22 protein-coding genes and 1 tRNA gene are annotated in these 24,727 nt (G+C 38.3%); 10 read left to right on the top strand and 13 right to left on the bottom strand.

Annotated features, from left to right (window positions below; genetic code table 11):
• Nucleotides 1-186: 186 nt before the first annotated feature.
• Complete coding sequence (locus BUB03_RS15105) at nucleotides 187-2,445, top strand: polyribonucleotide nucleotidyltransferase (protein WP_073064674.1); 2,259 nt, start codon at nucleotides 187-189, stop codon at nucleotides 2,443-2,445.
• A gap of 230 nt (nucleotides 2,446-2,675) precedes the next feature.
• Here BUB03_RS15105 and BUB03_RS15100 read toward each other — a convergent pair whose 3' ends face one another.
• From BUB03_RS15100 to BUB03_RS15085, 4 genes are all read right to left on the bottom strand, one after another.
• Nucleotides 2,676-5,840, bottom strand: a complete 3,165-nt coding sequence (locus BUB03_RS15100; RefSeq protein WP_073064672.1) for a M1 family aminopeptidase — start codon at nucleotides 5,838-5,840, stop codon at nucleotides 2,676-2,678.
• Nucleotides 5,841-5,842: 2 nt separating this feature from the next.
• Nucleotides 5,843-6,715 (bottom strand): ABC transporter ATP-binding protein, encoded by an 873-nt coding sequence (locus tag BUB03_RS15095; RefSeq protein ID WP_073064670.1) that lies wholly within the window; start codon nucleotides 6,713-6,715, stop codon nucleotides 5,843-5,845.
• A 253-nt stretch (nucleotides 6,716-6,968) separates the two neighbouring features.
• On the bottom strand, nucleotides 6,969-7,172 hold the full coding sequence (locus BUB03_RS15090) for a helix-turn-helix domain-containing protein (protein WP_040995723.1): 204 nt from the start codon (nucleotides 7,170-7,172) through the stop codon (nucleotides 6,969-6,971).
• A 1-nt stretch (nucleotide 7,173) separates the two neighbouring features.
• Nucleotides 7,174-7,689, bottom strand: a complete 516-nt coding sequence (locus BUB03_RS15085) for a DUF2975 domain-containing protein (protein WP_073064667.1) — start codon at nucleotides 7,687-7,689, stop codon at nucleotides 7,174-7,176.
• A 160-nt stretch (nucleotides 7,690-7,849) separates the two neighbouring features.
• Between BUB03_RS15085 and BUB03_RS15080 the strand changes: the two genes are divergently transcribed.
• Nucleotides 7,850-8,200 (top strand): TfoX/Sxy family protein, encoded by a 351-nt coding sequence (locus BUB03_RS15080; protein WP_073064664.1) that lies wholly within the window; start codon nucleotides 7,850-7,852, stop codon nucleotides 8,198-8,200.
• 33 nt (nucleotides 8,201-8,233) lie between these two features.
• On the opposite strand, the gene BUB03_RS15075 is transcribed toward BUB03_RS15080, so the two are convergent.
• The 4 genes from BUB03_RS15075 to BUB03_RS15060 are packed head-to-tail and all read right to left on the bottom strand — an operon-like array spanning nucleotide 8,234 to nucleotide 11,431.
• Complete coding sequence (locus BUB03_RS15075; RefSeq protein WP_073064661.1) at nucleotides 8,234-9,292, bottom strand: nucleotidyltransferase domain-containing protein; 1,059 nt, start codon at nucleotides 9,290-9,292, stop codon at nucleotides 8,234-8,236.
• A 12-nt stretch (nucleotides 9,293-9,304) separates the two neighbouring features.
• Nucleotides 9,305-10,036: an ATP-grasp domain-containing protein gene (locus BUB03_RS15070; protein ID WP_083538953.1), complete on the bottom strand. Its 732-nt coding sequence runs from the start codon at nucleotides 10,034-10,036 to the stop codon at nucleotides 9,305-9,307.
• Nucleotides 10,037-10,039: 3 nt separating this feature from the next.
• Nucleotides 10,040-10,678 carry a hypothetical protein gene (locus BUB03_RS15065; RefSeq protein ID WP_073064656.1) on the bottom strand — a complete coding sequence of 213 codons (639 nt, stop codon included), beginning with the start codon at nucleotides 10,676-10,678 and terminating at the stop codon, nucleotides 10,040-10,042.
• Nucleotides 10,679-10,684: 6 nt separating this feature from the next.
• On the bottom strand, nucleotides 10,685-11,431 hold the full coding sequence (locus tag BUB03_RS15060; RefSeq protein WP_073064653.1) for a nucleotidyltransferase domain-containing protein: 747 nt from the start codon (nucleotides 11,429-11,431) through the stop codon (nucleotides 10,685-10,687).
• 176 nt (nucleotides 11,432-11,607) lie between these two features.
• Here BUB03_RS15060 and cobT point away from each other — a divergent pair, with 176 nt between their 5' ends.
• The 3 genes from cobT to cobC are packed head-to-tail and all read left to right on the top strand — an operon-like array spanning nucleotide 11,608 to nucleotide 13,973.
• The gene (cobT, locus tag BUB03_RS15055) at nucleotides 11,608-12,651 is read left to right on the top strand and encodes a nicotinate-nucleotide--dimethylbenzimidazole phosphoribosyltransferase (RefSeq protein WP_228417902.1); all 1,044 of its coding nucleotides are present in this window, start codon (nucleotides 11,608-11,610) and stop codon (nucleotides 12,649-12,651) included.
• Entirely contained in the window at nucleotides 12,652-13,434 is a 783-nt protein-coding gene (locus BUB03_RS15050) for an adenosylcobinamide-GDP ribazoletransferase (protein ID WP_083538951.1), read from the top strand.
• Nucleotides 13,419-13,973 carry an alpha-ribazole phosphatase gene (cobC, locus tag BUB03_RS15045; protein WP_073064648.1) on the top strand — a complete coding sequence of 185 codons (555 nt, stop codon included), beginning with the start codon at nucleotides 13,419-13,421 and terminating at the stop codon, nucleotides 13,971-13,973. The genes BUB03_RS15050 and cobC overlap by 16 nt, the downstream gene beginning before the upstream one ends.
• Nucleotides 13,974-14,046: 73 nt before the next feature.
• Here cobC and BUB03_RS21930 read toward each other — a convergent pair whose 3' ends face one another.
• The 3 genes from BUB03_RS21930 to BUB03_RS15030 form a co-directional block, all read right to left on the bottom strand.
• The gene (locus tag BUB03_RS21930) at nucleotides 14,047-14,184 is read right to left on the bottom strand and encodes a hypothetical protein (protein ID WP_165570718.1); all 138 of its coding nucleotides are present in this window, start codon (nucleotides 14,182-14,184) and stop codon (nucleotides 14,047-14,049) included.
• 254 nt (nucleotides 14,185-14,438) lie between these two features.
• Nucleotides 14,439-15,467 carry a helix-turn-helix transcriptional regulator gene (locus tag BUB03_RS15035; protein WP_073064645.1) on the bottom strand — a complete coding sequence of 343 codons (1,029 nt, stop codon included), beginning with the start codon at nucleotides 15,465-15,467 and terminating at the stop codon, nucleotides 14,439-14,441.
• A 143-nt stretch (nucleotides 15,468-15,610) separates the two neighbouring features.
• On the bottom strand, nucleotides 15,611-15,943 hold the full coding sequence (locus BUB03_RS15030) for a HopJ type III effector protein (RefSeq protein ID WP_073064642.1): 333 nt from the start codon (nucleotides 15,941-15,943) through the stop codon (nucleotides 15,611-15,613).
• Between the two features lie 797 nt (nucleotides 15,944-16,740).
• Between BUB03_RS15030 and BUB03_RS22270 the strand changes: the two genes are divergently transcribed.
• From BUB03_RS22270 to BUB03_RS15020, 3 genes are all read left to right on the top strand, one after another.
• Nucleotides 16,741-17,541 carry an RtcB family protein gene (locus tag BUB03_RS22270; protein WP_394359167.1) on the top strand — a complete coding sequence of 267 codons (801 nt, stop codon included), beginning with the start codon at nucleotides 16,741-16,743 and terminating at the stop codon, nucleotides 17,539-17,541.
• 121 nt (nucleotides 17,542-17,662) lie between these two features.
• Nucleotides 17,663-17,770: transfer RNA gene (locus BUB03_RS21925), tRNA-OTHER, on the top strand.
• Nucleotides 17,771-17,966: 196 nt separating this feature from the next.
• Nucleotides 17,967-19,724, top strand: a complete 1,758-nt coding sequence (locus BUB03_RS15020) for a hypothetical protein (RefSeq protein ID WP_073064637.1) — start codon at nucleotides 17,967-17,969, stop codon at nucleotides 19,722-19,724.
• A gap of 162 nt (nucleotides 19,725-19,886) precedes the next feature.
• Here the strand turns inward: BUB03_RS15020 and BUB03_RS15015 are convergent, their stop codons facing one another.
• Nucleotides 19,887-21,071: a DUF1501 domain-containing protein gene (locus BUB03_RS15015; RefSeq protein WP_073064634.1), complete on the bottom strand. Its 1,185-nt coding sequence runs from the start codon at nucleotides 21,069-21,071 to the stop codon at nucleotides 19,887-19,889.
• Nucleotides 21,072-21,245: 174 nt separating this feature from the next.
• Nucleotides 21,246-22,625 (bottom strand): DUF1800 domain-containing protein, encoded by a 1,380-nt coding sequence (locus BUB03_RS15010; protein ID WP_073064631.1) that lies wholly within the window; start codon nucleotides 22,623-22,625, stop codon nucleotides 21,246-21,248.
• A gap of 239 nt (nucleotides 22,626-22,864) precedes the next feature.
• Between BUB03_RS15010 and BUB03_RS15005 the strand changes: the two genes are divergently transcribed.
• Together BUB03_RS15005 and BUB03_RS15000 are read left to right on the top strand one after the other, a co-directional pair.
• On the top strand, nucleotides 22,865-23,428 hold the full coding sequence (locus BUB03_RS15005) for a membrane protein (protein ID WP_040995748.1): 564 nt from the start codon (nucleotides 22,865-22,867) through the stop codon (nucleotides 23,426-23,428).
• A gap of 114 nt (nucleotides 23,429-23,542) precedes the next feature.
• Nucleotides 23,543-24,592, top strand: coding sequence for a glucokinase (locus BUB03_RS15000; protein WP_040996371.1), 1,050 nt, complete (start codon nucleotides 23,543-23,545; stop codon nucleotides 24,590-24,592).
• Nucleotides 24,593-24,727 lie beyond the last annotated feature (135 nt).

The following is a 24,727-nucleotide window of genomic DNA, read 5'->3' as shown; positions in this document are numbered from 1 at the left end:
TGAATTTTTAAGACGACCTTAATTCATTGATCATAACAGATAAAGGGAATTATCTGAGGATCCGGTATGCTATTTCTCCGGCTGAAAATTTAATATTTCATTATTATATAGTACCTTTGCAGACGAAAATTTAAAGAGTTTAAATATTAATTCATACTCAATACGGAGTATTAAGACGACAAATTTATGAGTGTACCTCAAGCGTTTACAGAAACGATTACTCTTGCAGACGGCAGAGAAATCACTATTGAAACGGGGAAATTAGCTAAGCAGGCTGATGGATCTGTTGTAGTAAAAATGGGTGGAACGATGCTTTTAGCAACAGTTGTAGCCAATAAAGAAGCAAATCCTGGTGTAGATTTTTTACCGTTAACGGTAGATTACAGAGAAAAATTCTATGCAGGTGGAAGAATTCCTGGAAATTTCTTCCGTAGAGAAGCAAGACCTTCCGATCAGGAAATTTTAACGATGCGTTTGGTAGACAGGGTTCTACGTCCGCTTTTCCCTGAAGATTTCCATGCTGAAGTTCAGGTAATGATCTCTTTAATTTCTTATGACGGAAAAACAATTCCTGATGATTTAGCAGGTTTGGCAGCTTCTGCAGCCATTGCTATTACCGATATTCCTTTCAACGGGCCAATGTCTGAAGTAAGAGTGGTAAGATTTGACGGTAAACTGGCTATCAATCCTAGTTATGAAGAACTGAAAAATTCAGAGCTTGACATTATGGTAGGAGCTACCAAAGATTCTATCGTAATGGTGGAAGGAGAGATGAAAGAAATTTCTGAGCAGGAAATGCTTGAAGCAATCATCTTTGGTCATGCTGAAATTAAAAAACAAATTGAAGCTCAGGAAAGATTAGCTGAAAAAGTAGGTAAAGCTTTCCCTAAAAGAGAATACAGCCACGAAACTCACGACGAAGCTATTCGTGAAAAAGTTTGGAAAGAATGCTACGATAAAGTATATGAAGTGGCAAAAACGCCATCCGGAAAAGAAGAAAGACACGAAAAGTTCAAAGCGGTACTTGATGAGTTCCTGGCACAATATGTAGATAATGTGGAAGAACTTGAGAGAGTAACTCCTTTCGTAAAAGTATATTATCATGATGTAGAGAAAGAAGCAATGCGTCAGATGATCCTTGAAGACAATATCCGTCTTGATGGCCGTGATCCTCAGACGATCCGTCCGATCTGGTCGGAAATCGATTACCTTCCGGGAGCTCACGGTTCTGCAGTGTTTACAAGAGGGGAAACCCAGTCTCTGACTGCTGTAACCTTAGGTTCTGTAAAAGATGCCAACATGGTGGACAGCGTTATTTCTCAACACGACGAAAAATTCTTCCTGCACTATAACTTCCCTCCGTTCTCAACCGGTGAAGCAAGACCTTTAAGAGGAACTTCAAGAAGAGAAGTAGGACACGGAAACCTTGCTCAGAGAGCATTACAGGCAGTTATCCCTGAAGAAAACCCATATACCATCAGAATTGTTTCCGATATCCTTGAATCAAACGGTTCGTCTTCAATGGCAACAGTTTGCGCAGGAACATTAGCTCTGATGGATGCCGGTGTACAGATTACAAAACCTGTTTCTGGTATTGCAATGGGACTTATTACTGATACAAAATCAGGAAAATTTACAGTACTTTCCGATATCTTAGGAGATGAAGATCACCTTGGAGATATGGACTTTAAAGTTACTGGTACTGAAGACGGTATCACTGCCTGCCAGATGGATATCAAAATCCAGGGACTTTCTATGGATATCATGGAAAAAGCTTTAATGCAGGCTAAAGACGGAAGACTACACATTTTAAATAAAATTACAGAAACAATTGCTGCGCCTAGAGCCGACGTGAAGCCGCACGCTCCGAAAATGGTAGTAATGGAGATCTCCAAAGACTTCATTGGTGCTGTAATCGGGCCTGGTGGAAAAATCATTCAGCAGATGCAGAAAGATACGGATACGGTTATCGCTATCGAAGAGATTGGTGAGATCGGACGTATCGAAATTGCCGGTACAGACAGAGAGAAAATCAATGCTGCTGTTGCCAAAATCAATGAAATCACTTTTGTTCCTGTAGTAGGAGAAGTTTACAAAGGAAAAGTTGTGAAAGTAATGGATTTCGGTGCTTTCGTAGCGATTGCAAAAGGTACTGAAGGACTTCTTCACATTTCTGAAATCGAATGGGCTCGTCTGGACAAAGTTCCTTATGCAGAAGGTGATGAAGTAGAAGTGAAGTTCATGGGGTATGATGACCGTAAGAAAATGAAGCTTTCAAGAAAAGTACTTTTACCAAGACCTCCAAAATCGGAAGGAAAACCAAGACAAGAAGGACAAGGAAGACCGGAAGGACAGGGAAGACCTGAGAGACCGGCCAGACAAGAAAATTCAAGACCGGAGGGTGAAAAGCCTGCCGTAGATCAGAATCCTTCAACTGAAGCTTAATATTAAATCTTTAGATATAATAAATCCCTCAATTTTTGAGGGATTTTTTTGCTTTATGATATACAATAGAAGTAAAAAATAATCTTACTTATTATTTATAAAACATGACTAAAAATAGATCTGCTCAATCTACAAAATCTGCGAGTGATTTAAAATATTTTCTCGCAAATTAAGCAGATTGAGCAGATGTTTGCGTATAATTTTGTATAAATAATTTTATTAGTGATTATTTATATCGTTTTAAATAATAGATCAACCTGCTTTCTTGCAGTTTCATTAGGACATACTTTATAAAACTCGTTGAGCAGATCCATAGAAGAAGGTTTCTTTGGGTACTGATTATTTTGTAGAAAACTCTTCAATGCTTTATTTACTTTTTCTTCCCCGATCAGTTCACATAATTTTACCATAGCTACAGCCCCTTTTGAATAAGAAATGTGTGTGGCCTCTCCCGTTACTTTATAAATAGGACCATTTTCAGAAAAACCTTTTTCACTGTCGTAGATCTGCTGGTGGATTTTTATTCTTTCCATCATTTTTTCTTTACCGTGCATTTTTTTGTACAGCATCATTTCCGTGTACATGGCGAGTGTTTCGGTAAGCATTAATGCACCTTGCCTGTCATCAGGATCAATCTGATTATTCCCCCACCACAGATGGGAAAGCTCGTGCCCGGCAAGTTCGTTGATCACATCCTGCTTCTTATCTGAATGGATATTGGCATGGAAAATCATATCTTCAGGCATAAAAATGGCAGACGGATAAGCAGTTGCAGCAAAACCTCTGGTAAAAGATGAAATTTCAGCAAAATTGACTGTTTTGAACGGATATTTTCCGAAGTTCTTCGTACAGTAATCCAGTGTGATCTTTGCATTTTCTAGGAGATGATCCGCATTTTCAAAATGATTTTTATGATAAAATACATTCACCGTAATTCCTTTGTATAAAACACTTTTCATGTTATAATCTGCCGAAGAAACTGCAAACCGGAACGGAATATTTTCTGCCTTGTACTGAAAATAATTGCGCCCTGATTTTGTCCATTTTCTGACCAGATCACCGGTGCCTATTGCAGTCTGGCTTCCTTCTGTAGAAACGATCATATTTAAATTAATAAAATCCTGTTTAAAGACTTCAGTGGCCTCAGGTTTTTTCATCTCTTCCAGTTTTCCGAGATGATTCTCTTTTCTTAGCTTTTCATCCTGAATTTCTCCCTGCTTCTGATATCCTATCGCCGGATAATATCTGCTGATCCTCATAAAGGAACCGTTGCCTATGATTGCATTAAATGACTGGTGCCCGTTGACGGCATACCATTGATAAGAAAGTTTGAATTCAAGATGGGCGGTTCCGTTGGGTTTCAAGGGGTGGCTTAATTCAACTTCAGATATATTTTGGTTAATTCTCAAAGATTCGGAGCCGAATTGAAAAACAGCGGAATCCAATTTGAGATCAGGATTGAAATGAATGAGAATTTTATTGACCGGTTGATCCGTAAAGTTGGTCAAAGTATATTTTCCAATGATCTCATATGAATTTTCTGAGGGATACAGCTTGATCTCGGTGGTAATATCTGAAATTTCAGGCTGTGGCAGGTTTTCATATTTCTTAAACTCTTTTTCGTACCGGATAGCTTCTATAACTGTTTTCTCTTCATTTTTAGGGACATAGCCTTTCATGAAAAATGTACCGGCAAAAATGCCTGAAGAGAACAATAAGACACTGGTAATAAGTATAATACCGCTTCGCTTTTTAATTCTGAAAATTCTATTGATCATCCAGAGAAAGGCAATCACTCCGGCACCGAATAAAAGTCTTTCCGCAAAAGCGGCAACGTAAGGGCCGTATCCGTTAAAATCACTGTAAGTCCCTTTAAAATCTGAAAAAATCCTGAAAAGAGGATAAGGTAGTATTTTGCCGGAAGCCGGACCGGTGAGAACGAATACAGCTAAAACGGAAACTCCTAAAGCAATAAATTTATTTCTGATGCAAGCATTAATCAAAAGGATAAATCCTGAAAAAAGAATTAAAGGAAATGTATTAAAAAGTAAAACTCCCAGATAGGCGTTCCAATCGATATGAAGATAATGATAGGCTGCCTGGAATAAGATGCCTTCGGTTATTAAGATTCCCGTAAAGAAAAAAAGAAGGGTGCTGATGGACATAAAATGGCCCATGAGTTTGCTTTCCGAAAAAAATGTAGTGTTTTCTATCAGTGAAAAACCAGATGAATGACTTCTCCAGTACAGATCATTGATAAAATAAGCTGAAAGGAGAAAACCGAACAGAGGAAAATTTTCTGAAATGGTTGTTGCCATAAGACCTGATCCAGCATATTTCTGTGGAAGACGGATTCCTTTTTCAATCTCCGCATACATTTCCATCCCGATAAAGAAAAGCAGAAGTATGGAAGCCGCAGGAATGATAATGCCTCTGAAAAGATATAACAGATCCATCTTTGCAAAGGATAATATAGAGCTGAAGGTACCTTTCCAGCCAAAATCTGTCTGCGATATATAAGAAAACATGGGCTTGGTTGTGATTTCGGATTCCGGTAATGCTTTTTTTACTTTTTGTTTTGAATGATCTGAAAAAGAAAACAAACGGTAGGTAAGCAAAAGAAATACTGCAGAAATGAGAAGGTAAATTACCCTGTTAAGCAATAAATATCCCGAAAAAGGAACAATTAACGTGTTTTTCTGATGAACAGAGAATGTTCTTGCTTCAAAAAAATAAGAAGATAATCCGAACGGATCCAAAATGGACGAAATCTGCTGTGTTTCTATTGATTGGGGTAAGCTTCCCGCCATAAACGGCGAATTGGAAAAAACTAAAACAACCATATACAATACATATAAAAGCAGTCCGCCTACAACGACCATTAGTTTTTTCTTAACTGTGAATGAAACAAAAAACAGGAAGCTGCATACAAAAAAACAATTGATCAACCCGAAAATCAATACGGGATAAAGATAATAGCCTATATTAAAATAAGTCTGCATTTCACTTCCGGTCCGCAGAACCTGACCTATGAGAAAACCCGTCATTAAAAAGCAGAAACTAAAGAAAGTCTGCAGGAAATAGACAAAAAATTTTCCGCTCAGGTAAGTCCATCCCGAAAAGGGAAATGAAAATAGGATCAGGTCAAATTTTGAATCAGAATCCTTAAAAAGAAACTGAACAGCATAAATGACAGCCATAAACAGGACGGAAAGGCTCAGCATTCCTGTCATAAAACCGATGGTATAAGGAGAATTCAGGTAAATCCCATCTCCAACGGTAAGGTTGAATTGATTACCGCAAAATAGACCTGTACTTACGAGGATCAGGGCTATAAGATAGGCTGGCCAGTGCTTGGAAATGCGTCCGGCTTCAAATAAAAATATGGCATTCATAGTTAAGGTTTTTGGGTAAGGGTATGGAAATAAACGTGTTCCAGCAGAGGCTTTACAGGGTCGAAATGTTCAGGTTTTTCTTCTGAAAATACGGTAATGTGGAGCTCTCTTTCAATCAGCTGCCTGCTGATGATCTCATGGCTTGAGTAGTAACTTTCAAGCTCATCTTTGCTGATGGGTTTCGACCAGATCCTGTTTTCCAGCTCAGAGATCAACACGGCAGGTTTTCCCTTCCTGAGAATCTGACCTTTGTTCATAACGGCCATTTCCGAGCAGAGATTTCTGACGTCTTCCACCAAATGGGTAGAAAGAATTACAATAACATCCTGGCTGATTTCGTTAAGAAGAGCATTAAAGCGGTTACGTTCCTCAGGATCCAGTCCGGCGGTAGGCTCATCTACGATAATGATTTTCGGATTTCCCAACAGGGCCTGTGCCACTCCGAAACGCTGTTTCATGCCTCCGGAAAAAGTATGGACTTCCTTCTTCCTGAATTCTGCAAGGTTAACTTTTTCAAGCAGGCTCAGGATCTGGTTTTTACGTTCTGTACGGTTTGTAATTCCCTTTAGTACGGCAATATGTTCCAGAAGATCATAAGCTGAAACCTTTGGATAAACTCCAAAATCCTGTGGAAGAAAGCCCAGATTTCGTTTAATATGATCAGGGTCTTTTACAACATCCGTTCCATTGAAGATAATATTTCCGGAAGTCGGTTTTTGCAGTCCTACAATAGTTTTCATCAAAGATGATTTTCCGGCACCATTGGGCCCGAGCAGGCCGAACATTCCGTTTGATATTTCAAGCGACAGGTCTTTAACTGCCTGATGTCCATTTTGGTAAATAAGGCTGAGATGGTTGATGGTTAAGGTATTCATAGGTTAAGGTTTGGATAATAGAAGGGTAGAGCAGACCTGTGAAGGGTTGCTAAAAGGAAGAAGGAAGATGGAGGAGGGAAGTTGTCGGAGAGAGAGTCAAGAGTCAAGAACCAAGAGTCAAGATTTTTAATTAAGATTGAGATATTATTTAAGATTTACGATTAAATCCTGTTATTCTAAACCTCGTAATTAAAAACTTGAAACCTTAAACCTTAAACCCGAACCCCGGAACTCGTATCCCGAACCTGAAACTCTATTCCCGGTACTCAAGAATATCACCAGGCTGGCATTCCAGAATTTTGCAGATAGCTTCCAGGGTATCGAAACGGACTCCCTTTGCCTTGCCGGTTTTAAGAATGGAAAGATTAACGGGGGTGATTCCCAGTTTTTCTGCCAATTCTTTACTCTGCATTTTTCGCTTGGCCAGCATGACATCTAAGTTGACTATAATTGGCATTTTATATAAATAGATCTTGTTCGTTTTGCAAATGTAGTCCTTGCTTAAAGATATTTGCAAGAAACAGACAGAAAATTCCCAACATGAAATGGATAAAAACCAATCCCCAGATAATACTTTCCACTTCCACAAAAAAGCTGGCCACAATTACCAATGGCAGCGGAATGAAAATGTTATATCTGTAAAATATCGTTAGCAGGCGTATATTGTTCGCGGTAAATAGTTTTTTCTGGAAGAATACCCTGAAAACCAAAGCTGAAACCCAGAAAAATATCCCGTAAGAAAGTAAAACAGCAAAAAAACAAAAGATAATATACGGATAATTGTCATCAATATTCAGAAATGGCTTTTCTGTAAAAGGAAAATTGATATGAAGATACTTGCCGCCACCATAAGGTGTTACTGCAAAACCCGTCGCCAGGCAGAACACGGAATAGATGGTGATGATAAAATAGCCCGCCGAAACTACGGAGCAGATGTAGTAAAGTATCCTCGAAATAATTTTAGTCTGATTCATGGCAATAATTATTTAACTATTGCAAATGTATAATTAATTATCGTAAAACAATAATTATTTTAATTAAAATTTTATTTGTACTATTCTGATTAAGTTTATCAGCAATGAAAATAAGCTTTATTAAGGTGTTTTTTGCTAAATTTAATTCTAAAATTATTTTATGGCTTACAGTACAGATCTTGCAGACAGAATCCGGGAAAGACTTTCTGAAGTGCCTGGAATTGAGGTCAGTGAAAAGAAAATGTTCAGCGGATTATCATTTTTAGTGAATGGTAAAATGTGTATTAATGTGAGCCATGACAATCTCATGTGCCGTTATCATCCTGATCTGGAAGAAGAAGTTTCGGAGAAAAACGGTTTTCTGCCAATGATGATGAAGGGAAAACAGCTGAAAGGATACTGTTACGTGGAACCCTCAGGTTTTCAAAAAAAGGATGATTTCGAATACTGGATAAAAATATGTCTGGATTACAATGCGATAGCCAAAGCTTCAAAGAAAAAGAGATCTTAACATTCCTACACCCAGCCGTAAGAATGCTAAGATTTAAGCATATAATTTTTCCCGCATATCTATCAGGATTTTCTCTGTCTTTTTGATATCCGGGTAATCGGGAAGACGTGAAACCGAATGATAATACTCAATAGACGAGATCAGTTTTTCCGCTTTTTGCATTACCGATTCATAAGACAGGTTTCCGGCTTTGATATCGAGCAATTCTTCCCTGTTGTCTACCCGGATATGTAAAGAACCAGTTTTAAAAATTTGTTCGCAGGACTGTAATAAGCGGATGGTGTGCATCATATTCTTACTGTCATAATTCTGGCCGTGTTCCCTGTTGACATTGTAACGGTCCTCATTGCGTTCGGAAACCCATTTCCAGTATTCCCTATAATCTTTACAGTACGTAGAATAGGCATCCAGGTTACAAAATAAATAGACCACAGACTGTTCTCCTTTCGGGATTGAAGATACGGATACCTGATTGGCTTCTTCATTCTGAATAATCCCTCTGTACCCTGAATTTCCCGATTCATCATAGAACACGGCAAACACACCTTTTGTATGATCAATACTTACCAACCCACATTTTTCCTGAACTTTTCCGTTATCTGCAAGCCACTTTTTCAATGGAACAGAAGTATCGTTCTGAAGGATATAGCAGAAATCAAGAATAGACTTTCTTTCCTTTTCTACAGGATTGAGGATTTTTTTATTTAGTCCCTTTGCTTTTTTAATCTGAGAAACGGCATAACCGGCAAAAGTATCCTTACACAATTTGGAAAGAAAGTCTTCCGGCCGAAGAAGATCCATCAGGGGATCTTTATGGATAATACAGTCTTCAGGACTTGCCAGAACTTCCAGGATATTGGGATTATTCTTTTGAAGCAGCTCTACAAATCTCCCGATTTCATAATAAGTAATATCATTGGTTTCATTGGAGATCTGAGGTATATAATTCAGACCGAAAAACTCTTCCTTCGGCACATAATAAACTCCCCGGATATCTGTATCTGAGTTTTCTGTAGCCAGTCCGAAGGCGCGGCTTCCGGAGATGGCTTCGAAGAGGATGAGATTTTTGGTTTTTAAAAATTCAAGGGTCATAACTTAATTTTACTAATTTTTTATGCAGCTTTTCACAATTACTTCCAAAGCTTTCTCTGCGTCGCATGCATACAATCCGGAACACCATGCGGGATTTGCTTCGATCAAGGCCCAGCCTTTTCCTTTGATGATTCCAAAATCGAGAACAATAGCTTTGGGAATCGTTTCAGAATATTGCTGAATGAAATTATTGAACAATTCGAATAAATCTTTTTGTTCAGCTTCAGAAAGGAAATCTGTGTCGAAGGCATTGTTTCGCCAGTAGGAAGAATACGTTTTTATTTCCTTGTTTAGTACAAAACATCTCACCTCCAGTTCCCATTCTACAACTTCTGAGGTGAAGATCATGCTGTTCAGATCCAGAGAATCAAACCCTTTAATATCTGTCACTTTTTCATAAACACCTGCTTTGAAGTTTTTAAAATCAGAACATTTAATGAAAATATTTTCCTGATTAATAAAGTCTTTCAACTGTCCGTAAGAGATTTTACGTTTTGTAAATTCTTCAGAAACTATAGAAAGCCAGTTGTCATCAGGTTTCATAAGTGTTAATCCACACTGGTCAGAAACGATTTCAGCATAAATATCTTCACCATAAACGGCAATAACATCGTCCCGGAATTCTTCGGGGACATGCCATTTGGCATTGAAACGGTTTAGTTCATAAGGTGAATTGATAGATGCTTTTTTAAGATTGTTGCTATCTTCCGTATACATGGGAGATAGTGCTATTATATTTTTCATTTTTTATTTAAATTGTTTATTTAAGATATAATCACTCACCAGACGGTAATGATTTAATATTCTGTAGCTTATTGTAACTTCATTATAAACTATTTTTTCTTTCATTCCATGGTAGTATCCTCCGGAATATCCTTTTTTGTCGCTGGTCAGAATTAAGCATTCTCCTCCTCCGCAGTCAGAATAAACATCAAGAACAATCATGAGATCGTCCTGGTTTCTACCACGTTCTTCATAGCAGCTATCCAGGAATGACAGGTCAATGTGTTCTGCCCTGAACTTATTTTCTTTACGGACAAATTCACATTCTCCCTCCTCAAGGATTTCCTGAAGCAGTTTATAATCTGCCTGATCCCCAAATGTCTCATGAAATCTTCTGATTACATACCGGACAAATTCTTCTGTATAAAATATCACATCATAGCTATTATCCTGTTCTTCCCAGAAAACCCGGTAATAAAAATTAGATTCAGCCACTCTATATTTTGTGAAAAATATTTTATAAATATCAGGAACAATCAATCCGTATTCTTCTTTCAGATACTCACATCTTTTGATGAACGGATGATCGGAAAAGTCAGGTTCCGTAATTTTCCCTGCAGGAACCTGAGTATTCTTTTTTCTTAAAAAATTAAATATTTTCATTATTTTTTATTTTATGATTTCCCTGAAAACCTTTTCCATTTCAGCTTTATCTGCTTTTCCACCTGCAAGATTTTTAGATTTTTCCTCGTTTTCTGCAACTGTTCTTTCCAGAAATCCAAAAAGCTCCCAGTCATTCGGGTGGTAATAGGATTCTCCTTTAGTTGCCTTTAAAGCGATAAGATCTTCTATCTTTTTTCGGGTATCATCATCAACCAATATAAGCAGTTCACTGAACAAAACCGGCGGAACTGTACCTTTTTCTATGATCCATTTTCCTGTCAGTGCTGTTCTAAGGCAGTAAAAATAACTTTTCAGTTTCACTTCATCACTTCTGCAGGCTTCCAGGTATTTCTTGCTCATGCTCAGATAGTGGTAAGAAACCGCTATCGGGGAAAAGCAGGCATCCGCCAAAGGCCTGAAAAGTTCTACAAAATTTTTGTCTTCCTTATATATGATAGGAGAATAGAACCAGCTCAGTAAAGCAGCATTCGATTTCAGCAGCAGGTGGAAAGTCTTGCGGAGATCCCATCCTGAACCGTCCAGATCGTCCTCAGTCATAAATTCTATCGTTTCATCCTTATCCCAGGGAGAAAGATACCAGTCTTTTTCGTGACGGTAGATAAAGCGTATATCATAATCACTGTCCGGAGAGGCAAAACCCCAGGCTCTGCTTCCCGATTCCACGGCCAAAAGAACTTTTATGTTACGGGTTTCCTCTATTTCCTTTATTTTCTCTACTATTTTTGTTCTCATTTTGTTCAATTTTAAGGCAAAGTAAAACAAGTGCTGCGCAGTCTTTTTGCGTTGTGGTTTGAGTTGTGTGTTTCAGGATTCGAGTTTTAAGATTCGTATTTAAAAGCTTGAATTAAGCCAGCTGTCTGAAATCTCATATCTGGTGTCTAATAAAATACGCCCTAATTTCACTAATATTGCAACTTCACAATTCCATTAAAATGACGGACACATCAATGTTAGCAGACGAATTACAGCACAAGATCGATTTCAAGACAAAACCTTTGGGAGCATTAGGATCTTTAGAGCAGCTGGCTTATAAAATAGGAATCGTTCAGCAGACTGTTTCACCGGAACTAGTAAACCCCCATATGGTTGTCTTTGCTGCTGATCATGGTATTGCCGCTTCGGGAGTGAGTGCTTATCCACAGGAGGTTACCTATCAGATGGTAATGAATTTTCTGGGAGGAGGAGCTGCAATCAATGTTTTTTGCAGACAGCATGGGATCAACATAAAAATTGTTGATGCCGGAGTGAATTTCGATTTTCCCCCAGGTTTGGAACTGATTGGCAAAAAAGTAAGGAAATCCAGCCGTAATATGCTGGAAGAACCTGCAATGACCCTTGATGAATATTCCAAAGCTTTGGAAAACGGGAGATCTGTGGTGTCGGAAATTGCCGAATCAGGCTGTAATATTATAGGTTTCGGGGAAATGGGAATTGGAAATACTTCTGCATCTTCATTGATGATGAGTAAACTGTTTGACCTTCCGCTAGCCGATTGTATTGGCAGGGGAACCGGACTGGATGATGTTCAGCTCTTGCACAAGCTCCATATTTTGTCGGAAGTGATTGACCGATATCCGTATTTGGTAACTGCTGATGAAATTGCACAGACTTTGGGCGGGCATGAAATTGTGCAGATGATGGGGGCAATGGAAGAAGCTTATCAGAAGAATATGCTGATCATGGTGGACGGGTTTATAGCCAGTATTGCTGTTGCAGCAGTTTGGAAAAAGAATCCTCAGATCCTGGAAAACTGTATTTTCTGCCATGTCAGTGATGAAAATGCCCATCAGAAGCTTCTTGAATTGCTGGGACAAAAAGCCTTGCTTAATCTCAATCTTCGTCTGGGAGAGGGAACCGGCTGTGCATTGGCCTATCCGCTGATTCAGAGTGCCGTTAATTTCCTGAATGAGATGTCAAGCTTTGAAGATGCCCATGTTTCAAATAAAGATTAAATGAAAGCTATAAAAAACGAACTCGTTTACTTTGCAACCGCACTAATGTTTTTCACCCGGATTCCGGTACCCTTTCAGGTCCCGTATTCCAAGGAGATAATGAACAGATCACAGAAGTATTTTGCATGGATAGGCCTGTTGGTAGGGCTTGTAAATGCCGGCGTTCTGTATCTTTCTTATCATCTGTTCAACCTGGATATTGCTATTATCCTGATGATGATTTCCAGTGTTTTACTCACCGGTGCTTTCCACGAAGACGGCTTTACGGATGTCTGCGACAGTTTCGGAGGCGGCTATGGGAAAGAAAAGATCCTTACCATTATGAAAGACAGCAGGGTAGGAGCATACGGTGCTGTCGGAATTATTTTACTGTTTGCGCTGAAATTCTTCAGTATCCAGGCTCTGGCAAATATCAATCTACTCAACACCTTAGGCATTGTCATTCTGGCACATACCGCGAGCAGATTTATCTCGGGGACAATGATCTACACTCACAGGTATGTGACGGATATTGATGTAAGTAAATCAAAGCCTTTGGCCAATAAGCCTTTAGACAAAACAGCACTTTTGATAAGCTTTATCAGTGTTGCGGTTTCTTTTCTGCTGATACCGGACTGGAGGCTGATCTTTGCTTTTGTGCTAGCATATTCCGGAAAGATCTGCATGGGCTGGTATTTTAAAAAGCATATCGGAGGGTATACAGGAGACTGCCTTGGATCTGTACAGCAGGTGAGTGAAGTATTGTTTTACCTTGGAACCATTATCGTATGGAAATTCATCTGATCCGTCATACGGCTGTAGAAAATCCGGAAAATCTATGTTATGGTTTTTCAGATATCCCTTTAAGGAACATGTATATTGAAGATTTTAAAAAGCTTCATCTTGAAGAACATTTTGATCTTGTCATATCGAGTCCGTCCCAAAGATGTACCCTTTTAGCTGATTATTTTAATCTAGATTATAAGAATGACGACAGGATAAAGGAAATGAATTTCGGAGATTGGGAAATGAAAAAGTGGACAGATATTCCTGATCAAGAAATCAGTCCGTGGTACAGTGATTTTATCCATACCAAAACTTCCGGTGGTGAAAATCTTTTGGAAATGCAGGCCCGCGTACTGAGCTTCTGGAATGAGCTGACGGTAAAGAATCAGGCAGATAAAGTACTGATCATCACCCATGGAGGTGTTATCAGGCTTATTCTGCAATCTATTCTTGAGTTTCCTTTGGAAAATATATTCAAAATACAGATCGATTACGGAAAAAAAGTAATTATTCAATATAATCAAGGCCATTTCTCAGTGAAAAATCTGAACGTATAACCTGAAAAAAAAGAGGCTGTACAATAAATGACAGCCTCTTTTCAATAAAATTAAATTCTAACTACTTCTACTTTTAAGCAGTAATCTGCTTTGGTCCTTTTCCCTTATCTTCTTCTTTTTTATCTAATTTCTCAGATATTTTTTTTACGATGTATTCTATCGCAATAGGTGCTATAATGGCAATCAATGCTTTAAATATTCTTGATTTCATAGTATGATTTTTTAATAAACAGATTACTACAATTTCCAAGCCATTTTGAAAATCTAGCTGTTGGAAGGTGTTTTGGAAGGAGAAGAGTTTTTGTTTTTTTAACCGTTTCGTCGGATTTTTAACCACCCCGTCAAAAATTTTACGAATTTTCGCCACCCCTCCACGGGAGGGAATTGTGATCCGACGAATTTCAGTCCGGTTAAAGTTGAGTTGATTAAAGAACCTGAATAATTTTTTACTATTATAAAGTTAACCTAATCGGATCGGTTGTCATCCGGAACAATTAAATTCTCATAATTTTTATATCCGGCTTTAAATTTATCCTGAAGTTTCAGTCTCAGTTTTTGAGGCTGATGAACAATCAGGCATTCTCCAAAGCCAAGCAGGAGCCTTTCCAGCTCAAAATTGATTTGTACGCGGATTTTAAATACTGTTCCTTCCTCATTTTCGCTTACAATTTCCTGGCTTCTGTGGAGCGGTTTGGTTTTTACATAAGGTGCATTCGATGGGTCTACAAAGAAAATAACGTTTCTGGGAGCCATAGTTTCAGAAACGGTGACGCCTACAATATCTTTAAAGTATTCATCCCCATCCAGGTCTTTATCGATATATTCTGTATCTTCCTTCAGATCGATCTTTTCCATTCTGTCCAGTGCCAGATTATACATTTTGCCTTTATGCAGACAGATCAGGAACCATCTGTTATTGAATTCCTTCAGAAGCTGCGGATGAACGGTGTAGCTGCTGGATTCTCTGGCTGTAAAACTGCGGTACAGAATATTCAGGACCTTTTTGTTGGAAATGCTGTCATACAGTATATCAATATGTTCAAGACCCTTCAGCTGTTCATTTTTATCCAGGTGAATGATGGATTTCTGCCCTGTGGAATGGATGGAGTCTTCCAGCTTCTGAATAACCCCGTTCATCTCTTTAAACATAGAGAAATCTTTAAACTGCTTAAGGATCTGAACTGCGTTATTCATTGCTTTCAGGTCGCTTTCGTTCACAGAAATATTATGAATGCTGTATTCAGGGTCACTGTAGCGGTAGTATTTTCTGTCATATACTTCAATAGGGGCTTCATACCCGAATTTTTCGCTGCGCATATTCTGCAGATCGAGCTGTACGGTCCGCCTGCTGACATAGGATTCCTTTCCTTCAAATTCAAAAAGGGCGTCCGAGCAGGCATCGATAAGATCGTCCAGCGTATACTTCCGGTACTTGTTCTTAAGACATTTGTCTAATGTTTTGTAACGGATCAGGGCATTTTTATTGGATGACATGGCTTTTGGTTTTGGATGGTGAGTGATGAGTGGCCAATGGTGAAAAGTCAGTTTTTGCTTCGCAAGTCAATTTTTTGGTTTATCAATAGTTTTCTCAAAACTGATAATTCACTTGCGAAGCAAAATTCACCATTGGCTTATAATTACTTCTGTTGCAACGCTTCTCCTTCAAAAGAAATCCCGTCCCATCCATATTTCATGAAGTTTCTGATGTTCTGGTGATCCGCTCCGTCAGGATTTTTTAAAACATCTTCCCTGTAAAATTCGCCGAAAAGGGGAAGAGTCTGCTCTTTGGGAAGTCCCTGAAGTTTTGCGAAGCTGAAAACCTTACATGAACCATTATTCTGACCGGCTTCATTGACTGTATCTCCATTTTTAAATGAGGTTGGAGTAAAATCAAAATGTTCATCAATATAACTGATAACCTCTTTGAACTGAATCGCTTCAGGATTGTTTTTTAATTGTTCTAATAGCATACTTTTTTAGTTTAAATAATTGACTATAAAAATGAAGAGAGCGAATTGTATTGAAAATCAAATAAATATACTGGTTTTAACCTCTATATTTAACTTTTCTTCCTCAGGTTTCTTCACTTTTCCACTTTTTTTACAAAAATAATTAAAATAATTTTATCTGCGCAGGATTATTGCGTACTTGTGTTTTTACTTTGCACTATCAAAATGAAAGAACAATGGAATTTAACGGAAATAATTTAATTGAATTAGGATACAGACCAGGTAAATGGTTTAAAGATGCTATTACATTTATTAATGAAAATAATATGGATGAAGCTCAGATCAGAGAATATCTTGAGCAGTTCAGACAGCCAGATATTATTCCCCTTCATGAAACGGCCAAAGATTTTGTCATCAATATCAGAGCTGAACATGAAAGTGAAAACGATAATGTAGAGAAAGTGATCAACACAATGAAAGTTCTGATGAAAACTCCTACACTGACCGCCGGAGCATTGATGCCTGATGCCTGTCCTACAGGACCTGAAGGATTAATTCCTGTAGGTGGAGTAGTAGTTGCCAAAAATGCCATTCACCCTGGATTTCATAGCGCAGATATCTGCTGTTCTGTGATGCTGACAGATTTTGGTGATGCGGATCCTAAAGAAGTATTGGATGCTGCCCATTCAGTAACGCATTTCGGATATGGAGGAAGACCGAGAGGGGAGCAGATGCCGATGTCTCAGGAACTGATGGATGCATTCAGAGAAAATGAATTTTTAAATGATGAAAAACTGATCAGCATTGCCCGTTCTCATATGGGAACCCAGGGAGACGGAAACCATTTCCTGTTCGTAGGAAAGTCTAAAAATACAGGAAATACAATGCTGGTGACCCATCACGGTTCAAGAGCGCCGGGTGCTGCCCTTTATGATAAAGGAATGAAAGTAGCCAACCGTTTCAGACAGGAAATTTCCCCTGAAACATTAAAAGAGAATGCATGGATTCCTTTCGATACGGAAGAAGGCCAAGCCTATTGGGAAGCGCTTCAGTTAATAAGAGCATGGACCAAGGAAAATCATTCGAACATTCATGATGCGGTTTTAAATAAGTTGGGAAGAGAAAAACAGGATAGATACTGGAATGAGCATAATTTTGTCTTCAGAGATGGTGATTTGTTCTATCATGCCAAAGGAGCCACTCCGCTGGATGACAAGTTTATGCCGGATATCACCGGACCAAGACTGATCCCACTGAATATGTCGGAACCCGTTTTGATCGTTCAGGGAAAAACTAATGAGAGAAACTTAGGTTTTGCACCGCATGGGGCCGGAAGAAATTTCAGCAGAAGCCAGCATAAGAGATCTTTAGCTCATAAAACGACTGAGGAAATCTTTAATGAGGAAACCGAAGGACTGGATATCCGTTTTTTCTCCAATGAAATTGATATTTCCGAACTGCCAAGCGCTTATAAAAGTGCTAAGAACGTAAGAGCGCAGATTGAAGAATACGGACTTTGCGAAGTCCTGGATGAGGTGATGCCTTACGGGTGTATCATGGCCGGAGATGTTCAGAAGAATGCTCCATGGAAGAAAAAGAAAAAATTCAGAAAAGTATAATTATTAATACAATATTCAAACCTTATAGGTTTTCAAAACCTATAAGGTTTACAAGAACTAATAACCAAACCTTACAGGTATAAACGCCCGTAAGGTGAATGAAAACTTTTTTCATAAGGCAGGGGCAGTAGCTCAGATGGTAGAGCAACAAAATTACTTTTCGCTGCAGGCAAATGAAGTTCCTATGAATCCCAATTGTGTGTCACAGGTTCGAGTCCTGTCTGCTCCTCAAAATAAAAAATAAGGCAAAGAAAGTTCCTATAGGTTAAAATTACTTTCCGCCTTTTTACAAATTATAAGGCAAAGGGAGTTCCTGTATTTTCGGTAAATTACTCCCCGCTTTTTATAAATTATAGGTAAAAGGAGTTCCTATACCCTTCACTTTTAATGAATTTACTCCTCACTTATTTTTAAAATTAAAAACAATGAAAACACTAAAATTATTCAATGCGGTATTAGCTAAGGAATCGAATGCAGAGCCATTTATTTCCAATGACGGTTTTATCATTCAGCCAGATGCTTTATGGGCAAAAAATGAGATCATCTCTTATTATGCAAAGGAAAAATTAAATGGAAATGATTTGAATAAAACCTTTCATAAATCCTGGGCGAAAATAAAGAATACTTCCAGAATCGATTTGTTTTTTGAACAGATCCAGCATTATATTTCAACGTATGGGAGCAATTTCCAGAGCGAAATCTATATTCCTGCTGAAATATTGAATGTTCCGGATACGAAACTGGTTTTTAAAGTCATCAAAGCCTATACTGCAGAAGAAATGAAGGAAAAGTGTCTGTCTCTTTTGAGTTCCGGAATTGCTTTAAAAGAAGAAACTATTGATGATTTGCTTTCTATTTTGCATACGGAGCTGGAATATGATTTTACAGGAAAAGAAAACATCAGAAATAAGGAAGCTGTTATAAAAATTGCCGATCTGTACGATGTCTATCCTGAAAATCCTGTTGAGTTTTTCCGTTATGTTATTTATAAAACGACCGGTACTACGCTTTTGATTAAAAGTGATGATCTGATTGATTTAATCAAGCAAAGTAAATTCAATCCAGCCTATCTGTTTGAAAGCTTCGGAATGGAAAGACTGGCGGAAATTTTTAACAGATTCAAACCGTTGTTCCTCGCTTATAAAAACAGAGCTCCAAAAGCAGTCAATAAAATATCAAAGCTGTCTAAAGTACATCATAAACCTTTGATTTCAAATCCGTTGAATGACGCTACAAATACATTACTGGAAAACAGCGATTGGCACTGGCTGGAAAATGCAACACCGTTTGCGTTGTTCAAAGCATTGTCAGCATGTTATTCAAGAATGTATGGTCAGGATACTTTTGTTTACAGAGTGAGAAACGGAAAATCGTGGGTGAAGAAAGGGAAGGAAACTTATGTGAATCAGTTCAACTATGATTTTATTCTGGACTATCTGAAACTGAAATACGAAAACTTATCCGGAAAGAAATTCTATTTCCCTGAGAATGTAGAATTTGCATTACCGACTTCCGAAAAGATGTTTGTTGGAAATATTCCTACCGGAACCCGTTTTTATGGCGAAAGACTGGCTGTAGGTATTTATTGGGAAGATAAATGGGGTGCCTGGGATCTCGATCTTTCAGGACTGAATATCGCTGGAAAAATAGGTTGGAATGCCGCTTATAATCAGGGTGACGGCCAACTGATGTATTCCGGAGATATAACTTCCGCTCCTCACGGTGCCGTTGAATATCTTTATGCCAACAAAGGGCAGTGTATGCCAACGCTTGTTATGAATAACGTTTTCAGCGGAGATGCGAATTGCGGTTATAAAATCGTGATCGGAAAAGGAGACGATATTTCCTACAGCTATATGATGAATCCTGACAATCTCTTTGCAGAAGCCAGATGTAACTCTGTTCAGAAGCAAACAATTCTGGGAATGCTGGTCACCAAAAACGAAAAACAATGTTTCGTACTATTGAATTTCGGAGCCGGACATTCTCATGTTTCAGGAAATAACCAGGTTTCCATGATGGCAACAAGTGCATTGTATCAGCAATGGTATGAAGCCATGTCTTTCAACGAGCTTGTAAAAGAGCTTGGTGCTGAGATTACAACGGAAAAAGCAGAAGCTGATTTCGATTTCTCACTGGAAACTCTTGAAAAAGACAGCTTCACAAAAGTCTTCAAACAGTAAAATAAAGTGCAAACATCTGCGCATCTGTAAAATCTGTGAGAGATTTCAAAATAAATAAAAAACATTACGATGTCCAAATTTTACAGGCGCAAAAACCTGTAAAATTTAATCAACTGTCACTTTGATTAATATAATCAGAGTGGCAGTTTTATTTAGATCCAATTATATAAAATCATAGACTCCGTTCTTCCAGCCCAGCACTTTGGAAGAATCCGCTTTAAGCCAGTTTTTAAGAACAGTAGCATAAACCTTTCTGAAATCTTCGGTATAGATCAGGTCGCCTTCATTCAGCTTTTGCAGATCAGGAAGTGCGTTCAGGAGCCCTTTCTTTTTAAGCCCGCCGCTTATAAAAAACATTTGGTTGGCTGTACCATGATCTGTCCCGTTGCTGACATTTTGGGCAACCCGCCTTCCAAATTCTGAAAAAGTCATTAACAGTACATTTTCAAAAATTCCATTGCTTTTCAGATCAGTTACAAAAGATTTTATTGCTTCATTAATATCGCTGAATAGTTTTTTCTGCCTGTCATTCTGATTCACATGGGTATCAAAACTTCCTACCGAAAGATAATAAACCTGCGTATTGATGTCAGATTTAATCAGGGAAGCTACGGTTTTAAAATCCTTTCCCAGCTGAGAATTTGGGTAGGTCTGTTCCGTTTTTTTAGACTTACTTTTTTCGAAAATATAATCGGCATTATTAATAGTAGAACCTAAAGTCTGATATAAATAGGAAACGGTTTCATCGTCATGATGATGATCGTAGAGCGATTTAAAGTATTTCTCCTGGCTCGTTTGGTAAAGCCTTTTCGGATCTTTGAAAGCGAATGCTTTATTATTTTCCCCTTTCAGTGCCAGGCTCAGCATATCGTCAACCTCCAGAGCCTGTGTTGGATGCTCGCACCGGTAGCATTCTTCATCAAGAAAACGTCCCAGCCATCCGGTTTCCAGGAATTCATCACTGCGGCTGGCGGAGTGCCAGATATCCATACTTCTGAAATGGGATTTATCAGGATCCGGATAACCTACATTATTCATCACCGAAAGCTCACCGTTATCGAAAAGTTCTTTAAAATAGGACAGTGCCGGATTAATCCCCGTTTCATCATTCAACTGTAAAGAATCTTTGATCGCTATACTGTTCCTTTCCCTGAAATAAATATCATTTTTTGAAGGAATAATGGTATTTAGCCCGTCATTTCCCCCTGTAAACTGCAGTACCACAAGAATTTTCTGATTCGGCTCCAGGGCGTCGTCCAGTGTCATTGCTTTCAGGAAATTGGGCATCATGAGTGATGCGGCAGCTAATGAACTTACTTTAAGGAATTCTCTTCTTTTGATTAGCATAATATTGTTTTTAGGTTAAGGGTGGCAGGTGGCAGATTTTAGGTTGCAGGACTGGGCTGCATTTTGTTTATGATTGATCTATTTATTCATATTCTGTTGCAACAATGAAATCAAAGGCTGTAAGGTTAAACTGCAACTGTTATTATCTGCAACCTGCAACCTATCATCTACATCCTAACTTAACTGGTATTCCGGTGTAGACATCAAATTAATAATATTCATCTTCATACTTTTATCCGAAAAATTCTTTACAGAATCCATATCAAGGGTTTTGGTATTCTGGATCAGATAATCTTCACACTTTTTGTCAGCAAATACTTTTTCCAGTCTGCCCCAGTCGATGGTAATATTAGGGTTCTTAAATGATTTGTTGAAAGCAGTTTCACGGGATTTCATTCCCATATCAATATCATCGTCCTGTCTGGGACTATATTCTAAAGGACGCAATCCGGACCAGATCTGTGGAATCTGAAGTCTAAGCATCAGGGTTGAACTGTCTATCCACGATCTGCCGCTTGGCCAGCCTGCTACATTGGGTGGATAGAGAAGCATTTGTCCCAGCAGCTTCTGATAAACGATGAGGTTTTCCGGATTCTGAATATTCATAGGAAGTATCCGCATCATTCCTGCCATCAGTTCTATAGGAGACTTGATCCGGTTTCCGATATTTTTTTTGTCATAAAACCACGAACTGGAAAAAATTTCGGTCATCAGTTTTTGGATATCGTACCCGGAATTGTAGAAATTTGTACTCAGTTGTTCCACAATAGTGCGGTCTGCATTTTCATTAACGAAGAACCTGTATATCTTTGCCGTGATAAATCTTGCTGTAGCCTTCTGTTCAAGGATTATGTTTAAAACATCACTTCCAGTGAAATTTCCGGTTTTTCCGAGAAATGTTTTAGAACCTGCATCATGAAGATTTGTTCTTTCTTTAAAATAACCTTCCTTATCATATCCCCAGCCTGTAAAAGCTCTGGCTGCTTCCCTGATATCTTTTTCACTGTAATTTCCCCTTCCCATGGTAAACAATTCCATTACTTCACGGGCAAAATTTTCGTTCGGATGACCTTTCTTATTTTGCTGGTTGTTGAGGAAATTCAACATGGCAGGTGATTGGCTCACCTCAAAAAGAAGATCTTTAAAATTTCCCAGTGCATTTTTCCTTATGGTATTGAGAAGCTGTTTGTTAAATTTTGAATTATTGATCCTGGTAGCAAAATGGCCATGCCAGAAAAACGCCATCTTTTCCCTCATCTGATCTTTACCGTTCACCATTTTTTCCAGAAAATTCAGGTTCAGCTCATTGTTTTGCTGCCTGATCATCTGCTGCATCTCTTTTTTCTTTTCCGCCGGTGTCCTGTTATCCATTGTATAGTCTGAAACATCTGCATCAGGGGTGTCATAACCAATTTCTGTAAAGTTTTTCTGTGTAAACAAATCACTGATCAGCAGTTTCACATTCTTGTTTTTCAGATCCTCAATCTGGTCGATTCCGATTCCAAAGCCGGCACGCCAGAGTAAGTGTTTATTATATAGTAATGAATCAGGCATGGTGAGAGATTTGATTTTTGGATGAGAGAGAAAGAAAAAGGTTAAAATGATAAGGGTTAAGAATCCGTAATATTAGTGTTTATTAAGAATATACTTAAACAATCATTTAAATTTTAATAAAAATTAACATATTGATATTCATTATTTTACAACAGGATTGAGTGTTAAAATCAAAGAAAAAGCTTTCCTTGGCACGATTTTTACAGCTTATTGCATTAGTAAAATTTAAAATTAGAGTTATGAAAATGGTAAAACAAGCAATATTACTGGCTGGTATTTTAACAGCAGGTATCGCAAGTGCACAGAGCTCAAAAATGAATAATATGATCAAGGTAGGAGCAAACGCTGGTTTGGCAGTTCCGGCAGATAATCTTTCTGCAGCTGTAGGTGTAGACGTTTCTTACCAGAATTTGATCACTCCCGGATTTGGTTTAGGTATCGCAACAGGATATACCCACTATTTTGGAAAAAGCAACAATGGTTATGATAATAATGATGTAGGAGTAATCCCTGTAGGAGCTTTGATCAGAATTTATCCTAAGCAGACCGGTTTCTATTTTGGAACGGATTTAGGATACGGTTTCCTTGTTGGAGATGACAAAGTGGCTGCCAATAGTTCTGTAAACAGACCGGACGGAGGTTTCTATATCAAGCCGGAAATCGGTTACCACAACAGAGATTGGAACTTCTTCGTACAGTATCAGAAAGTTTTTGTAGGTGACAAAGGTGATTTGGCCGGTCAGGATTACAATGTGGGGAACATCGGAGTAGGATTCGGATACAATATTCCATTAGGAAAGTAGTTAGATTTATATATAAACAATTATTAGCCAAACCTTTTCGTGAAAATGAAAAGGTTTTTTGCTTCCCTGCAGGATTTACGAAAACTATTATTATATTTGATAAAATTTGAGGTTATGATTTTGAATCCAAAATTTCCGCTTTATTTACCAGGAGTAGAGAACACTAATAATGATAATGTAACGATCATTGGTGCAAGTCTCCGTGAAGATACTACCATCTTAGGCTATTTTGTTTCCGCTAACGGAGGCCTTGAGGTAAAAATTCAGAATGAATATAATACCAAAGATTATAATTCATTTTCTGACATATTAAGAAAATTCATTCAGGATAATCAGCTGGCCAATGTAAAAAGGCTTACGGTGGCTGTTCCCGGTCCTGTAATTGATGGTAAAAGTAGTCCTGCAAGATTAGGCTGGGACTTGGATATTGAAGAATATACCAGAGATTTCGGGTTTGAGAAAGGAGATTTGCTGAATGACCTTGAAGCATCGGCCTACGGGATGGCACTTCTTGAGGACAGTGATCTGGATCCGATCTATACCAGCGGACATCTTGAAAAAGGAAATGTAGCGATCCTGGCGCCCGGAAACGGGCTGGGTGAAGCCGGCTATTTCTTTGACGGGAAGAACCTGAGACCTTTTGCAACGGAAGGCGGGCACTCCGAATTCTCACCGAGAACCAATGTTGAAGTTGAGTTTTATCAGTTCCTAAACAATATCTATGGTATTGTGAGCTGGGAAAATGTACTTTCTAAAACAGGTCTCTTCAATATTTACCGATTCCTGAGAGATGTAAAAAGACATCCGGAGCCTGAATGGCTAGCAGAACGTCTTGCTCAGGGGAACTTTGTAGAAGAAATTTACAAAGCTGCCGTAGAAGAAGATGTTCTTATTTGTAAAATTGCTTTGGATACCTTTGTTGAATTCCTTGCAAGAGAGGCAAACAACCTTGTCCTGAAGCTTAAAGCAACCGGAGGGTTACTGATCTCGGGAGATATTCCGCAAACAATCAGGGAGTATATCGATAAAGATAAATTCTATGATAAATTCAAGATCAGTGATAAAATGGAAGGACTGCTCAAAAACACTCCGATCTATTTGATCAAGCAAAACCACACGGCGCTAAAAGGTGCTGCATTATATACCGCTTACTATCAGAATTAAAATACAAAACTCCGAAACTTTCGGAGTTTTTTTATGGGATGATATTATTCATAGAAATAATTGGTTTTATTGATATACATCAATGAAATCTATTGGATAAGTTGGCTACATTTGCACCATTAAACAAGTAAATAA

Origin of the sequence: Chryseobacterium oranimense (assembly GCF_900129755.1) — a bacterium.
GTDB lineage: Bacteria > Bacteroidota > Bacteroidia > Flavobacteriales > Weeksellaceae > Chryseobacterium > Chryseobacterium oranimense.
The sequence above is the reverse complement of the archived record's forward strand: the minus strand, read 5'-3'. Positions and strand labels throughout refer to the sequence as shown.